Genomic DNA, 14,946 nt, shown 5'->3' with positions numbered 1-14,946 from the left:
CCATGCCGGCAAGGATTAAAGGTTTATTCAGCCGATAAACGGTATTTAGGACCCATTTCACGGCGATTAACTCAGATTCAGCTTCAGCTCCTGCTTAACCTGACTAAGCGCCCTGCGGCTGACCTCCAGCCGGGTATCAAGGCCTGTTAATTCGATATAGTGTTTACCGTCTGCTGCAGCGCGTAGCGCACTAAAATAATTTTTATTAATCAGAGTGCTGCGGTGAATACGCACCAATTGCTGCGGATAACGTTGCTGCAACTGGCTCAACGTTTGTTCCAGTAATGCCTCCCCTTCGGCAAATACCATCCGCACGTATTTACTGTCGGCGCTGAAATACAATACGTTGCTTAGTTTAATCTGACGGGTAGCGGAGCCAAGCTGATAACTGATGACTTCATCTTTTGCCGGCCCCCGCTCCAGATGCGCGCGGGTGCGATTACCAAGCCGGGCCAACGCAGAATGAAGCCGCTCAGCAGAAACCGGTTTTAAAATATAGTCGGCCGGGCATACCTGATAGGCATCCAGCGCATGTTGTGGATGAGCAGTGACAAAAATAATCGCCGGCGGCAGCGGCTCTCTGGCCAGGGCTGACGCCAGCTCTAAACCGTCACCACCTGGCATTGCGATGTCCAACAACAACACATCAGGCTGCAACTGCTGGTAAAGCTGCAGTGCCTGCTGGCTGTTCTGGGCTTCGCCCACGCAGTTAAAATCCGCTTCAGCACTGAGCAACCGTCGCAACCGGGCGCGGGCCAGAGGCTCATCATCTACGATTAATACTTTCATCTGTTTGAGTCAGGCTGGCTTTTCGGAAGTACCAGTTTAACCCGAAACTTACCATCGGCAATACTCCGGGTTAAACTGGCACTGTCGCCAAAATATAACTGCAATCGCTGCCGTATATTAACCAGCGCCACACCGTTGCTACGACTTTTATCCAGCGCAGGTAAAAACGGGTTACTGATAATAATGGTTACAGACTGGCTGCTGTTAATCAGCTCGATATCGATACTGCCACCGTACTGGCAACTTTCAATACCATGACGAACTGCATTTTCCAGCAGTGGCTGAATGGTCAGTGCCGGCAGCTGCAACTTCGGTAGGCTGGCAGGCAACTGCCAGTTCTGCTGCATCCGCTCGCCCAACCGCCATTGCTCTAATGCCAGATACTGCCGGGCCAGGGTTATCTCTTCAGTCAGACTGATATGCTCGCCGGCGTGCATAGCCGCCCGGAATAAATCGGCCAGATTAAGTAAAGCCTGCTCGGCGGCCTGGCTATCCTGCTGAGTCAATTCTGCCGCGGTATTTAAACTGTTAAATAAAAAATGGGGCTGGATCCTGGCCTGTAACGCGCCCAGTTCAGCCCGGCTTTGGGCCGCCAGTTGCTGATTGCGCTCTGCATGCATCAGGCCGAGTTGAATAGCCATCAGGCCAACAACCAGCGCAATCATCAGATTAGCCAGGATGAAATGCAGAAAGCTCTGAGACAGTAATATTCCGGCATCGTGCAGCCACAACCAGGCGAGGGCGCTGACAACGGAGGTGGTTAAAAACAGTAACAACAGGCAACTTGCGGCAATGGTAAGAGGCCTTTGCCGGCTTAGCACCGGCCGCAGTTTGCAGTAACTGTAACCGGACAGCAACGCTATCCAATGAATGAACAGACTAATCAGGCCCAGCCGCTGCCAGGGGCTCTCCAGGGTACCCGGTGCAAAAGCCAGCAAAATAGCAACGGCTTGCGCTAACACCAGCACTCTGAGCACCATCCGGCCATGGCATAAATCAGGTAGCGGAAATAAAGGAGAAGGTAGTGCAGTCGCGGCTTTATTCACCTTTACTCCTTAGCTGCTGCTCATAAAGCGCTTGTCGTAATACTTACCGCATTTTTTAACGCAATTCAGCCGGAATGGCAAACACGACATTTTCCGGCCGGCCCGGGTTTTCATTTACCGTCTGGCCGCCCCACATTTGTAGCTGCGAGACAACTTGCTGCACCAGTACCTCTGGTGCTGATGCACCCGCGGTAACACCAACCGCTTTAACATTTTCCAGCCAGCTTTGCTGAATATCGTTAGCGGTGTCAATCAAATAAGCAGTACAGCCCATTTTCTGTGCCAGCTCGCGTAAGCGGTTTGAGTTACTGGAGTTTTTAGCACCAACCACCAGCAACAAATCAGCTTTTGCCGCTAAATCACGCACCGCGTCCTGCCGGTTCTGGGTGGCATAGCAAATATCGTCTTTGCGCGGACCATCAATCTCAGGAAAACGCTGGCGCAGCGCCGTAATAACATCGGCAGTATCATCCACCGACAAGGTTGTCTGGCTGGAATAGCACAGCTGCGAAGGGTTTTTAACCTGTAACCGGTCAACATCTTCAACCGATTCAACCAGATATATACCGCCTTCAGGGTTGTCGTACTGGCCCATGGTACCTTCGACTTCCGGATGACCGGCGTGACCAATTAAAATACACTCAATACCTTTGCGGCTGGCCCGGGTAACTTCCATATGCACTTTGGTGACTAACGGGCAGGTTGCGTCAAACACTTTTAAACCGCGCTGCTTTGCATTCTCGCGCACGGCCTGTGACACGCCGTGGGCACTGAAAATAACAATATTGCCATCCGGTACTTCATCCAGCTCATCGACAAATACCGCGCCGCTGCGACGCAGGCCATCAACCACAAATTTGTTATGCACTACCTCGTGCCGGACATAAATAGGATGCTCGTACAATTCAAGCGCCCGCTCCACGATACTGATGGCCCGGTCTACTCCGGCACAAAACCCGCGTGGGTTGGCTAACAAAATATCCATCGGTTCAGCTCACCTTTACTATTTCGACGTTAAAAGTCAGGGTTTGTCCGGCCAGTGGATGGTTAAAATCGACCGTGACGGAATCGCCCACCACATCGCGCACCAACCCCGGCAATTCAGAACCATCTGGCATGGTAAAACCAATTATACTACCTACTTTGGCCGGCGCATCGCTGGAGAACTTGCTGCGATCGACGTAGTAGATATTATCCGGATTGGGCATACCATAAGCGTCTTGTGGGTCCAGCGTGAAGGTTTTTTTACTGCCTTCAGTCATTCCCATTAAATGGGCTTCAAAAGCCGGCGAAATACTATTATCACCCATTTGCAGCCGGGCCGGTTTATTGTGTACCCGGGTGCTTTCGGCTGCGCTGCCATCAGTCAGGGTGATATCAAAATGAAACAGCACGGTGCTGTTTGCGCCAATTTGAGCTTTTGTCATGCTTTATCCCCGGCTGTACTGCTGAAACTGTCCCAAATTAACAAGACGGCACCAATAAAAATAACGGAGTCTGCCAGATTAAACACCGGATAACTCCAGCTTTTATAGAATACATGCAACATGTCAATAACATAGCCATACACCAGCCGATCAATTAAATTGCCAATGGCACCCGCCAGCACCAATGCCAGCGCCAGGCTTAGTTTCAGCTGCGCCCGGCCGACCCGGCTGAGCCATACTGCAATTACGATACTGATCACCACAGCAATACCAGTGAAAAACCAGCGTTGCCAGCCCCCGGCAGTGCTTAAAAAAGAAAACGCCGCGCCGGTATTATAAACATGGGCCAGCTCAAATACCGGCAATAACGGGATACTGCCCTGATAGGGAATGGCATGTAATACCCATTGCTTTGAAGCCTGATCCAGCACAATAAATAACAGGATCAGCCACCACCAGCGCCAGCCGGTCTCTTGCAGCAACCGCATCAGGCAAATATCCTTTGCTCGCCGCTACCAGCGACATTGCTGACACAGCGCAAACAAATGCCGGGATGGGCCGGATCGGCGCCAACATCGTGCCGGTGATGCCAGCAACGTTCACATTTGGTCGCGGCTGAAGCCGTCACCAGCACTTTTAAGCCGGCAATATCGGTGGCAACAGCTTGTTCAGGTGCCAGATCACTGCTGACCTGCGCCGTTGAGGTAATCAGCGCAAAGCGTAACTCATCGCCAAGTTTACCCAGCGCTGCAGCGAGCTCAGTGCCGGCATACAAGGTGACCTCAGCCTGCAGTGAGGCACCGATTTTATCTTCACGTCTGGCCGCTTCCAGTACTTTATTGACTTCATCCCGAACCTGCAGTACCTGCTGCCAGTAGCTATCATCAAACTGGCCGGCCGGCACCTTGTTAAGTGCTTCATACCAGACTTCTGTGAAAACGTATTTACTGCGCTCACCGGGCAGTGCCTGCCAGATCTCCTGGGCAGTAAAGCTCATTATCGGTGCCATCCAGCGCACCATGGCCTCAGCAATATGATACAAGGCGGTCTGGCACGATTTGCGGGCGATACTGTTTTGATGCGCGGTATACTGGCGGTCTTTAATGACATCCAGATAAAAACTACCCAGTTCAATAGTACAGAAGTTCATCAGCTTCTGGCTCACCTGATGGAACTGGTAATTGTCATAAGCATCAACAATTTCCCGCTGCAATTTAGCCGCACGGCTAACCATCCATAAGTCGAGTTCAACCATTTCATTAAATGGCACCAGATCAGTGGCCGGATTAAAGCCATTCAGGTTCGCCAGTAAAAAACGGGCCGTGTTACGAATACGCCGGTATTTATCGGCAGCCCGGTTCAGAATTTCATCTGATACGGTCATCTCAGAGGTATAGTCGGCGGTAGCCACCCATAACCGCAGAATATCTGCGCCCAGTTTATTCATTACGTCCTGCGGTGATACCACATTGCCTAACGATTTAGACATTTTGCGGCCTTCGCCGTCGACAGTAAAACCATGGGTGAGCACCTGACGATAAGGCGCATGCGTTTTGCTGGCCACGCCGGTCATTAACGAGGACATAAACCAACCGCGGTGCTGATCTGACCCTTCCAGATATAAATCTGCCTGTTTGGCATGATTAAATTCAGGTCGCTCATCCACGACAAACGCATGGGTAACACCCGAGTCAAACCAGACATCGAGCGTATCGCTTACTTTGACATATTGCTCAGCGTCGGCACCAAGCAAGTCACTGGCGTCCATATCAAACCAGGCCTGAATGCCGCCCTGCTCAACCTTTTTCGCAACCTGCTCCAGCAATTGCTGAGTATCTGGATGCAGCGCTCCGGTGTCTTTATCAACAAACAGCGCAATGGGTACACCCCAGGTACGCTGGCGCGAAATACACCAGTCCGGACGGCCGGCAACCATTTTTTCAATCCGTTGCTGGCCCCAGTCTGGGATCCAGCGGGTGTTGCTGATTTCAACCAGTGACTGCTGGCGTAAGCCCTGTTTATCCATACTGATAAACCATTGCGGCGTTGCCCGGAAAATAATAGGCGTTTTATGGCGCCAGCAATGCGGATAACTGTGTTTGTATGCCTTATGTACCAGCAGCGCACCTGCGGCTTTTAACGCTTCTACCACACTGTCATTGGCTTTAAATACATGCTGGCCGGCAAACAGCGGCGTATCGGGCAGATAAACCCCGTTGGCACCGACCGGATTAGCCACTTCCAGGCCGTATTGCTTACCCACCACAAAGTCTTCCTGACCATGGCCAGGCGCCGTGTGCACACAGCCGGTACCTGATTCGGTTGTGACATGCTCACCGAGAATCACCGGCACGCTGAAGTCATATAACGGGTGGCGGATTTGTACCAGTTCCAGTGCTTCGCCTTTGCAAAAACCCAGGGCATGGTAATGTTCGATATTGGCACGGGCCATCACCTCGTTCACCAGATCGGTGGCAATAATTAACCGCTCCGGACCATTAGGCCCCTGCTCTACCTGCACCAGGCTGTAATCGAGTTTAGCGTTTACTGCCACCGCGCGGTTTGCCGGAATAGTCCAGGGCGTTGTGGTCCAGATCACCACTGATACCGGTCCCTGGCCACGGTGTTGCTTAGGATGGTCAAATTTATCCACCACCTGCTCATCCACCACTGCAAAACGCACGTCAATTGCCGGTGAAACTTTGTCCTGATACTCGACTTCGGCTTCAGCCAGGGCAGAGCCACAGTCGGTACACCAATGCACCGGTTTAAAGCCCTGCTGCAGGTGGCCGTTAGCGATGATTTTGCCTAATACCCGGATAATATTCGCTTCAGAGCTGAAATCCATAGTACGGTACGGGTTGTCCCAGTCACCCAATACGCCTAAGCGGATAAAATCGGTTTTCTGTGCTTCAATCTGGCTCTGGGCATAATCACGACAGTGCTGGCGAAACTCTGCCACTGTTAACTTCGTGCCAGGCTTGCCATGTTTCTTTTCAACTACCAGCTCAATCGGTAAGCCGTGGCAATCCCAGCCCGGCACATAAGGGGCATCGAAATCTGACAATGTTTTTGCTTTAACAATAATGTCTTTTAAAATTTTATTAACCGCATGGCCAATATGAATATTACCGTTGGCATAAGGAGGGCCGTCATGCAAAATAAAATTTTTCTTACCTTTTTTCGCCGCACGGATCTGCTGATACAGGCCATCCGCCGTCCATTGCGCCAGCATTTGCGGCTCGCGCTGGGCCAGGTTGCCCCGCATGGCAAAGGCCGTTTCAGGCAGGTTAAGGGTATGCTTATAATCGCTCATCCGTTTTATTCCGTTTTAAAAGTTAGCTTACGCTGCCGGCAGTTGACGCCAGGCGACTAAAATACGTTTTGGCAGCATGCATATCTGCCGTAATTTGTTGCTGTAATGCGGTCAAATCAGCAAACCGCTGCTCGCTTCGCAGTTTATGACACAAGGTTACCGCTATCTGACTGCCATACAAGTCGGCTTTAAAATCAAAAAGGTGCGCCTCTAACTGCTCTCGCTGGCCTTGTACTGTCGGCCGGTTGCCAATATTGGCCACCCCCTGGAAGCAACCGTACTTGGTTTCAGCAGTAATGGCGTATACCCCATGCACCGGTAACTTGCGCCGGTACAGCCAGACATTTGCTGTTGGAAAGCCTAAATCCCGCCCCAGCTTACGGCCATGCCGTACCCGGCCGGTTAAACTGAATGGCCGGCCAAGCATGGCTTCTGCCGCCGCTAAATCGTCATGTTGCAACGCCTGGCGGATCAGGGTACTACTGACCCGTTGCTGACCCAGCATTAAACTGGATGTGCTGGTTAAACCAAACTGATAACGCTCTGCAGCCAGTGCCAGCATGGCAAAATCGCCGGCCCGATTGTTGCCGAACCTGAAATCATCGCCAACAATCAATTGCTGGGTACCCAGTTGTTTGAGTAACAGCTGCTCAATAAAAAATTGTGGCTGCATAGCTGCAAACTTAGGATTAAAAGCAACGCAGATCAAACGATCTATTCCCAGCCGCGCCAGTTCGGTATATTTTTCCCGAAAACGACTTAACCGCGCCGGCGCAGCACTGCCAGCGAATAATTCCAGCGGCTGCGGTTCAAACACCATTACACAAGAGGGCAATTTTAACCGGGCGGCAATAGCTTGTACCTTGTGCAGCACGGCCTGATGTCCAAGATGAACACCATCAAAATTACCGATCGTCAACACACAGCCATGATGCTGTGGTTGAATATTGTGTAAGCCGCGAATTAACTCCATGCCTGCCTTAACGTTGCTGCTACTGCTTATAAACGCGGCATTATAACCACTAACTTAATTGCTTTCAGCAATAGTTTGCACTCGAAAATCGGATAACCGCACTCCCAGTAACCATAACATGACAAAATAGCTGACAATACCCAGCAAACATAACAGCAATAGCCTGACTAGCTGCGCCCAGAAATCGAGGGTCAGCCAGAGAGCAAATGGCGGGCTTAGCCAGTATAAACCGGCCGCCATCAAGCCACTTGCCACGGCAATTTTTGCCAGAAAAAGCCAGCTGGTTTTACCAAAATGAAACACACCGGCCAATACCAGGCCACGGTACAGTAAAAACGCATTTAAGCTGGCAGACAACGCCGTAGCCAACGCCAGCCCCACATAACTAAGCCAGGGTGCCAGCATCAGGTTAAAGGCCATATTGGCAACCATGGCAATAATGCCTATTCGTACCGGGGTTTTGATATCCTGCCGGGCATAAAAGCCGGGGGCCAGCACTTTAATCAGCATAAAGCTCAAAAGCCCCGTGGCATAGGCCATCAGACTGTACGACACCATCATCACATCCTGCTGGCTGAACTCGCCGCGCATAAATAACAGCATAATAATAGGTTTAGCCAGTACAATCAGCGCCGCCATTGCCGGCAAACCAAACATGGCAACAAAGCGAATTGCCCAGTCCAGGGTATGCCGAAATTTTGCGCCACTGGCACTGGCATGATGCCGCGACAAATTTGGCAGAATAACCGTGGCAATAGCGATACCAAACAAGCCTAACGGAAATTCAATCAGCCGGTCAGAATAATACAACCAGCTGACGGCACCGGTCAGTAAAAACGAGGCGATTACTGTATCCAGCAGTAAGTTAATCTGGCTTACCGACACCCCGAACAATGCCGGCAGCATCAGCGTGCGGATCTTTTTCACGTTGGGGTCACGCCAGCCCCATTTTGGCATTACCAACAGCCCGGCTTTGGCCAGAAAGGGTAGCTGAAACAGCAGCTGCACCAGGCCACCGATAAATACGCCCCAGGCCAGCGCCATAGCGGGCTCGCTGAGTTGAGGTGCCAGATACAATGCTGAGCCAATAATGGCAATATTTAAAAATACCGGGGTAAAAGCAGCAACAGCAAACCGGTTATAGGTGTTAAGCACCGCTCCGCTTAACGCCACCAGGCTGATAAACCACAGATAAGGGAAGGTAATTTTCAGCATCAGGCTGGCCAGTTCAAACTTCTGGGCATCAGGCCCATCATTTAACCACTCAATAAACCAGCCCATACCGAATAACAGGGCAATAAGGGGCGACGCTATCACGCCGAACAATGTTACCAGGGTGACAATAACACCCAGGGTGCCGGCCACTTTGGCAATCAGCTCCCGCACTGCATCGTCACCATGCAGCGCTTTGACTTCACTTAATACCGGCACAAAGGCTTGCGAAAACGCGCCTTCAGCAAACAGCCGCCGTAAAAAATTTGGGATCCTGTTAGCAAAAAAGAACACATCGGCCGCTGCTCCGGCACCAACGAAATTGGCTACCACCACATCACGAACCAACCCTAACACCCGTGAAATCAATGTCATAGCACTGACAATTAAGCCAGATTTCAATAATTTTCCCGACACCCGCTACTCCTTTAATCGCGCCCTGGCTATTTTGGCCCGTTATCGCTACCGATTACCAGTAGCTGCAACAATTTAATTACGACACTTTCCGTTGAAAGCATTTGACAACGGGCCATTAAATAGGCATATTATGCGGCCTTTAAAGAGTCCGGTTTTAGTTTTTAGGAGTGTTACCTTGGCTAACATTAAGTCTGCTAAGAAGCGCGCAATTCAATCAGAAAAACGTCGTCAGCAAAACGCCAGTCAACGTTCTATGATGCGTACTTTCATCAAGAAAACCTACGCAGCGGTATTAACTGCTGACGTAACCGCTTCAACTGAAGCGTTTAACAAAATGGTACCTGTAATTGATCGTATGGCGGCTAAAGGCCTGATCCATAAGAACAAAGCAGCGCGTCATAAAGCTCGTTTAAATGCGCATGTTAAGGCATTGAAAGCAGCTTAATTGATCGTATCCAACAAAAAAGCCAGCGCAAGCTGGCTTTTTTGTTGCTGAAGATACGGTTTCAGCTGCAATACAACTTATGCATTAATGCTATAAGTTGCTCTGCTTCGTCACTGCTTAAACGGTAATATACGGTTTGGGCAACTTTACGGGTTTTAACCAGTTTATGCCGACGAAGTAATGCCAGGTGCTGCGACAACGCCGACTGACTTAAATCGAGCTTATCATTAATATCCCCAACCGACATTTCACCTTCAAGCAAGTGGCATAAAATTATTAACCGTCGCTCGTTCGACACCGCTTTTAATAGTTTTACTGCTTGCGCTGAGTTTTCCAGCATGTCATTCAAGTTCATTTTCATTTCTCTGGCTTTCTGAATTTGGCTGATTATTACCGATTAGACCAGAATGCGACAAGATAATCATTCTTGTTTAACAAGATTAAACATTAAACGAACATTAAATAAGCAAAAAAACAGTATTTGCAGCTAATGCTGCAGTGACTGTACTAAATTACATATTCGTTTTGCCGAGAAGGGCTTTACTACAAAGGCATTGGCGCCACCGGCAATCGCATCCTTAAGGTTTTCTACACTGGAGTAAGCAGACACCATAAATACCTGAGTCTGTTTATCCAGCTGTTTAAAACGTCGTAATAATACCTTGCCGTTAATGTCTGGCAGCTGAATATCAAGAAAAACTAACTGAGGATGATAAGTGGCAAATAACTGATCAGCACTGGCACCATCGGCCGCTTCATATATCCTGGTAATACCAAGTTGTGCCAAAATCTGCCGCAAATAGTCCCGGACGGCGCTGGTATCATCGACCAGTAGTGCTGAGGTATAACAATGTTGAGCTTGCATCCCTGAAGCCTTATTGCTGAAATTTAACAGAAACCTTTTGCCCGGCATTCTTATCCTGAGCAAAATGCAGTTCACCGCCCACTGCTAGGGCTGGTATAAAAAGCATGCTAAAGTCCCGATAATGTAACAACACTAAGGCAGAATGAAAAGATGAAATTGTGGTTAACAACAATAATTGCGGCAACAACCTTTGCCATAAGCCCGCCTGCGCAGGCCAGTGAGCTGAAGTTGAATAACGATCTGGCCTATAACTTAGTCGAATCACTTACCGTAGAAGTGGGCCCGCGCCTGGCAGGCAGTGAGGCTGATAAGCGCGCTGTCGCCTGGGCAGAGCAAAAGTTTAAGCAGTTAGGTTTTGACAAAGTCTGGAGCGAACCGTTTACCATGCAATACTGGGAAAGGGGCAATGCCAGCCTGCGCGTTGAAGCGCCATTTAATCAGGCACTGGTATTAACGGCACTGGGTGGTTCAGTTGGTACCCCTTTTGACGGTATTACCAGCCAGGTAGTGATGTTTGACAACCTGCAACAACTGCAGCAAGCCGACCCGGCGCAGGTTAAAGACAAAATTGTTTTTATTAACCAAACTCTGCGTAAAGATATTCGCGGCAGCTTTTATGGTCAGGTGGTGGGTGCCAGAGCACAGGGCGCTGTCGAAGCAGCAAAGCTCGGTGCCAAAGCGATTATTATCCGCTCGGTAGGCACCAGCAATAACCGCTTTGCCCATACCGGCATTATGCGTTATTCCGACGATGTACCCAGGATCCCGGCTGCAGCAATTTCAGTGCCTGATGCTATGCAGCTTAGTAAAATGCTGGCAATTCATCCCGAAACCAACCTGAGCCTGCATATGAAAAATAATCTGCCAGGTGACGTGACCAGCCACAATGTTATCGCTGAAATTACCGGCAGCAAGCGGCCGGATGAAATCGTATTAATTGGTGCCCACATTGATTCGTGGGATGAAGGTACCGGCGCACTGGATGATGGCGCAGGTGTGGGTCTGGTGATGGCAACGGCTGCCCTGCTGCAACAGCAAAAGCCAGAGCGTACTATCAGAGTAGTGTTATTTGGCAATGAAGAAGGCGGCTTAATTGGTGCCCGCGCTTACGCTGCCCGCCATGCGGCTGAACTTAAAAATCATGTATTTGCCTCAGAGTCAGATTTCGGTGCCGGTCGGATCTGGCGTTTTGATACCGGTTTCGGTGAACAGGCGCTGCCATTTGCTGCTGAGCTGCAACAGCAGCTTAAGCATCTGGGCATAGAAGCAGGAACCAATACCGCTTCAGGCGGGCCGGATGTGTCCGTACTAAAAGCAATGGGTGTGCCGGTTGCCAGCTTACAACAGGATGGCACCGACTATTTTGATTTTCACCACACACCTAATGACACGCTGGATAAAATTGACCCGGCAGCGTTGCAGCAAAATCTGCAAGCCTGGCTAATCATGATCGGTAACATTGCCAACAGCAATGTCGACTTAAGAAAATAAACCTGCAGCAGTCAGTTCAGCAGTGCCGGTCGATGCCGGCGCTGCATATTGCGGGTTAGCCACAATTGCACACCCACAATCAGCAAAATCACAGCTGACGGGTAGTAGAAATGATTAAATGGCAGAATAAAAATTGCCAGCGCACTGACCAGGCAGACAAAAGGCAGCAGCTCATACCCCCAGAACGGCACCGGCCCGTTTTTTCGTTCGGCAAAAACGTCGTCCTCTCGTCGGTGTTCTGAGCGCACAATCCACACCAGAGCGCCCGCCAGAAATAATAAGGCCCCGGATAGTACACCGAGCAGCGAGGGAACTAATACCATACTGACTATTCCGGCAAACATGTAACTGTATGGTAAAGGTTCATATATTTTTTTTGGTAGCACAACATCACCTTCTGATATCAACCATAACAACACCTGTAAGTATAGAAGCGCTGACAGGCTTTGCCGATTTTTTGTTCAAAAGTAAACCAATCTCCTTCATTCGATTAGCTTTGTTATTCGCAAAAGCGGTACCAGGTGTTGTAAATCAGTTGCTTAGCTTGAAAAGCCAACTGCACCCCGGGCTTATCCATTAGTTAATATAATGCTTAAGCAGTAAAATTACTCAGTTGATGGAATCTTAGCCACTGCGCATAATGCGCGCCATTTCAGTTGACTTCAAAGCGGTATAGTATGGAAAATATGATGTATGACATTATCAGCTGGGTTGGCTTAACCATCTGTATCGGCGCCTTTTTTATAAAAGACGTGTTCTGGCTCAGATTAGCTACATTAATAGGTTGCAGCCTGTTGTTTGTCTATTACAGCCATATTGCTATTCCACAGGGGGTTATTTCTAACCTTTTGGTGCTATTAATAAACGCCTACTATTTAGTCAGGTTTGCCAGTGCCCGCCGCAAAGCAATAAATGCCAGTAAAACAGCCTCACCGGCAAGCGTGGTATTAACCACAGAGAACTAAACAATAGCTAACTCAGGCCATCCGGGCTTTTTTCAGGCTGGCTGGCAGGCTATACTTAGCGGTCCTGAGTAGTTGGAGCCGGCCTGATGCAAGATAATGACCTTGACCTGTTTCTGCAGGAAATGACGGATGTGAAACCTTTATCGCAAGATGAAGTGCGTCAGCAAACTGAATTCAGCCCCACCTTAGCGCAACAAGCCCGGCGCAAGGCGGCTGAGCAGGAAATGGAATACGATCCGAACTATCTGAGCATGGAATATGTTGATTTAGTGAAACCGGACGACCCTTTTGCCTTTTGCAAAGATGGCGTGCAACAGGGCGTATATCGCAATTTACGGCTGGGTAAATATCAGCTGGACGCGACGCTTAACCTGCTGGGTAAAACCCTGACTGAAGCCAGAAGCCAGTTGCTGCATTTTATTGAAGACTGCCATAATCGCGGTATCCGGACCTTACTGATCCATCACGGCATGGGCCGTCACAGTAAGCCACACCCGGCAATTCTGCGTAGCTATGTCTTTAAATGGTTGCCCCAGTTACCCGCCGTACTCGCAGCACATACTGCCCAGCGCCAACATGGAGGTTACAGTGCCACCTATGTATTGTTGCAGAAGAATGCTGAGCAAAAACGGCAGAACCGGGAACGCCACAGCAAAAGTTAAAAACACTGGGAGCTAAAAACATCAAGGGGTCAGCGCTATTAACCAGCTTACGCTGACAACAACACTAACCCCTTGATTTTGGTCATTCCACTTGACCGAATCTTTTCCTGCAGCCGTAAGTTTAATTAACCGTTCAGATTAACAACCAGGCCGCTTCGGCTTTGGTCAGAAACGCCGATAGTGCCATAAGACACACAACAACGGCGATTGCAGTAAAGCCAAAACCACGACTGGACGCTTTACTCATAACATACCTCAGTGACGCATTTTCTTCTTTTTATTAGATTTTCAGGCTAAGTTTCCTTAAACCGCTGCAAAGTGTAGTTAACTTGTAACATATTTACAATAACTGTGTTTTTAACCAGTTAGTAACCCCTGAGCCGATCCACCGGATTAAGTAAATGGCGGCCCTGCTGCGCCCGGCGATAATTATCGGCAATCTGGTTAACAACGGTACTGACATTCGTTACCGCTGAAACATGTGGGGTTATCATTATCGCCGGATGCTGCCAGAACGGGCTGTCCTGGGGTAACGGTTCCTGCCGGAAAACATCAAGACAGGCTGCCGCCAGAGGCCCGTGCTCCAATGCTGCCAGTAATGCCGTCTCATCAACAATAGCTCCACGGGCGACATTAATAAAAATGGCACCGGGTTTTAGCGCCTGAAAAAAATCCTGATTTAGCCGGTTTTCTGTTGCCGGAGTCAGCGGTAACAGACAAATGACAACATCTGCAGCCGCGACCGCCTGCGGCAACTGCGCATCACCGGCGTAGCACTGAACATTTTGCAAGCTTTTACCGCTGCGTGCCCAACCAGCAACCTGATAGCCTGCCTTGTGAAAATGAGTTGCTACTGCCCCACCCAGCTCGCCCAGCCCAAGCACAGTAATAGTGTTTAACTTGCGTGGACTTTTCGGTCGCCATAGCGACTGCTGCTGCTGGCGACTGAAAATATCAAGTTGCAACCGGTAATAATTCACTATGCCATCGAGATAACCGACCATCGCATCAGTTAATGCCGGGTCGACTATTCTGCTGACGGGTAAATCGGGTAAGGTCGGGTCCGTCAGGATAGAGTCGACACCGGCGCCAAAACACTGAATGGCTTTTAAGTTAACCAGGCCATTCAGACAACCATGCGGTTGTTTCCATACCACAGCAAATTCCACCGCAGCAGGGTCTTCCAGTTCTGGCCAGATTTCAATAAGAGTATCCGGCAATGCTTGCTGCAGCCGTTGTTGTAAATCATCCAGTTTTCGATCAGGAATGATCAATGCAATGCTCATAGCCCAATTCCGTTATTGTTGCTGCCAGAAAGTTATCTAATTCTAACGCAAA

Annotated in this window: 16 protein-coding genes; 4 read left to right on the top strand and 12 right to left on the bottom strand. The window is 49.6% G+C overall.

All coding sequences use genetic code 11. The features are described 5' to 3' along the window. Positions 1 to 66 precede the first annotated feature (66 nt). The 8 genes from R3187_RS14785 to murJ are packed head-to-tail and all read right to left on the bottom strand — an operon-like array spanning position 67 to position 9,180. Positions 67 to 789: a LytTR family DNA-binding domain-containing protein gene (locus R3187_RS14785; protein WP_318967826.1), complete on the bottom strand. Its 723-nt coding sequence runs from the start codon at positions 787 to 789 to the stop codon at positions 67 to 69. Continuing rightward, positions 786 to 1,835 (bottom strand): sensor histidine kinase, encoded by a 1,050-nt coding sequence (locus tag R3187_RS14780; RefSeq protein ID WP_318967825.1) that lies wholly within the window; start codon positions 1,833 to 1,835, stop codon positions 786 to 788. Before R3187_RS14780 ends, R3187_RS14785 begins: the two co-directional genes overlap by 4 nt. 55 nt (positions 1,836 to 1,890) lie before the next feature. Next, positions 1,891 to 2,820 (bottom strand): 4-hydroxy-3-methylbut-2-enyl diphosphate reductase, encoded by a 930-nt coding sequence (ispH, locus tag R3187_RS14775; protein ID WP_318967824.1) that lies wholly within the window; start codon positions 2,818 to 2,820, stop codon positions 1,891 to 1,893. Between the two features lie 4 nt (positions 2,821 to 2,824). Further along, positions 2,825 to 3,262, bottom strand: coding sequence for an FKBP-type peptidyl-prolyl cis-trans isomerase (gene fkpB, locus R3187_RS14770; protein ID WP_318967823.1), 438 nt, complete (start codon positions 3,260 to 3,262; stop codon positions 2,825 to 2,827). Further along, positions 3,259 to 3,750 (bottom strand): signal peptidase II, encoded by a 492-nt coding sequence (lspA, locus tag R3187_RS14765; protein WP_318967822.1) that lies wholly within the window; start codon positions 3,748 to 3,750, stop codon positions 3,259 to 3,261. Before lspA ends, fkpB begins: the two co-directional genes overlap by 4 nt. Beyond that, positions 3,750 to 6,578, bottom strand: a complete 2,829-nt coding sequence (ileS, locus tag R3187_RS14760) for an isoleucine--tRNA ligase (RefSeq protein ID WP_318967821.1) — start codon at positions 6,576 to 6,578, stop codon at positions 3,750 to 3,752. Before ileS ends, lspA begins: the two co-directional genes overlap by 1 nt. A 22-nt stretch (positions 6,579 to 6,600) precedes the next feature. Beyond that, positions 6,601 to 7,551 carry a bifunctional riboflavin kinase/FAD synthetase gene (ribF, locus tag R3187_RS14755; RefSeq protein ID WP_318967820.1) on the bottom strand — a complete coding sequence of 317 codons (951 nt, stop codon included), beginning with the start codon at positions 7,549 to 7,551 and terminating at the stop codon, positions 6,601 to 6,603. Between the two features lie 54 nt (positions 7,552 to 7,605). Next, positions 7,606 to 9,180: a murein biosynthesis integral membrane protein MurJ gene (gene murJ / locus R3187_RS14750; RefSeq protein ID WP_318967819.1), complete on the bottom strand. Its 1,575-nt coding sequence runs from the start codon at positions 9,178 to 9,180 to the stop codon at positions 7,606 to 7,608. A gap of 175 nt (positions 9,181 to 9,355) precedes the next feature. Here murJ and rpsT point away from each other — a divergent pair, with 175 nt between their 5' ends. Further along, positions 9,356 to 9,625 carry a 30S ribosomal protein S20 gene (gene rpsT, locus R3187_RS14745; protein WP_019677096.1) on the top strand — a complete coding sequence of 90 codons (270 nt, stop codon included), beginning with the start codon at positions 9,356 to 9,358 and terminating at the stop codon, positions 9,623 to 9,625. A gap of 61 nt (positions 9,626 to 9,686) precedes the next feature. Here the strand turns inward: rpsT and R3187_RS14740 are convergent, their stop codons facing one another. Next, positions 9,687 to 9,980: an ArsR/SmtB family transcription factor gene (locus R3187_RS14740; protein WP_097111986.1), complete on the bottom strand. Its 294-nt coding sequence runs from the start codon at positions 9,978 to 9,980 to the stop codon at positions 9,687 to 9,689. Between the two features lie 132 nt (positions 9,981 to 10,112). After that, on the bottom strand, positions 10,113 to 10,490 hold the full coding sequence (locus tag R3187_RS14735; protein WP_318967818.1) for a response regulator: 378 nt from the start codon (positions 10,488 to 10,490) through the stop codon (positions 10,113 to 10,115). 150 nt (positions 10,491 to 10,640) lie between these two features. Between R3187_RS14735 and R3187_RS14730 the strand changes: the two genes are divergently transcribed. After that, on the top strand, positions 10,641 to 11,981 hold the full coding sequence (locus tag R3187_RS14730) for a M20/M25/M40 family metallo-hydrolase (RefSeq protein ID WP_318967817.1): 1,341 nt from the start codon (positions 10,641 to 10,643) through the stop codon (positions 11,979 to 11,981). Positions 11,982 to 11,992: 11 nt separating this feature from the next. Here R3187_RS14730 and R3187_RS14725 read toward each other — a convergent pair whose 3' ends face one another. After that, positions 11,993 to 12,304: a hypothetical protein gene (locus tag R3187_RS14725; protein WP_318967816.1), complete on the bottom strand. Its 312-nt coding sequence runs from the start codon at positions 12,302 to 12,304 to the stop codon at positions 11,993 to 11,995. Between the two features lie 354 nt (positions 12,305 to 12,658). Here R3187_RS14725 and R3187_RS14720 point away from each other — a divergent pair, with 354 nt between their 5' ends. Both R3187_RS14720 and smrA read left to right on the top strand, forming a co-directional pair. Further along, complete coding sequence (locus R3187_RS14720; protein WP_318967815.1) at positions 12,659 to 12,946, top strand: hypothetical protein; 288 nt, start codon at positions 12,659 to 12,661, stop codon at positions 12,944 to 12,946. A gap of 86 nt (positions 12,947 to 13,032) precedes the next feature. Then, positions 13,033 to 13,608 (top strand): DNA endonuclease SmrA, encoded by a 576-nt coding sequence (smrA, locus tag R3187_RS14715; RefSeq protein ID WP_318967814.1) that lies wholly within the window; start codon positions 13,033 to 13,035, stop codon positions 13,606 to 13,608. A 365-nt stretch (positions 13,609 to 13,973) separates the two neighbouring features. Here smrA and R3187_RS14710 read toward each other — a convergent pair whose 3' ends face one another. Then, positions 13,974 to 14,894 (bottom strand): glyoxylate/hydroxypyruvate reductase A, encoded by a 921-nt coding sequence (locus R3187_RS14710; protein ID WP_318967813.1) that lies wholly within the window; start codon positions 14,892 to 14,894, stop codon positions 13,974 to 13,976. Positions 14,895 to 14,946: the final 52 nt, after the last annotated feature.

Origin of the sequence: Arsukibacterium sp. (genome assembly GCF_033721375.1) — a bacterium.
In the GTDB taxonomy this organism is placed as follows: Bacteria; Pseudomonadota; Gammaproteobacteria; order Enterobacterales; family Alteromonadaceae; genus Alishewanella.
Note: the sequence above shows the minus strand (reverse complement) of the source record. Positions and strands in the feature narration are given on the sequence as shown.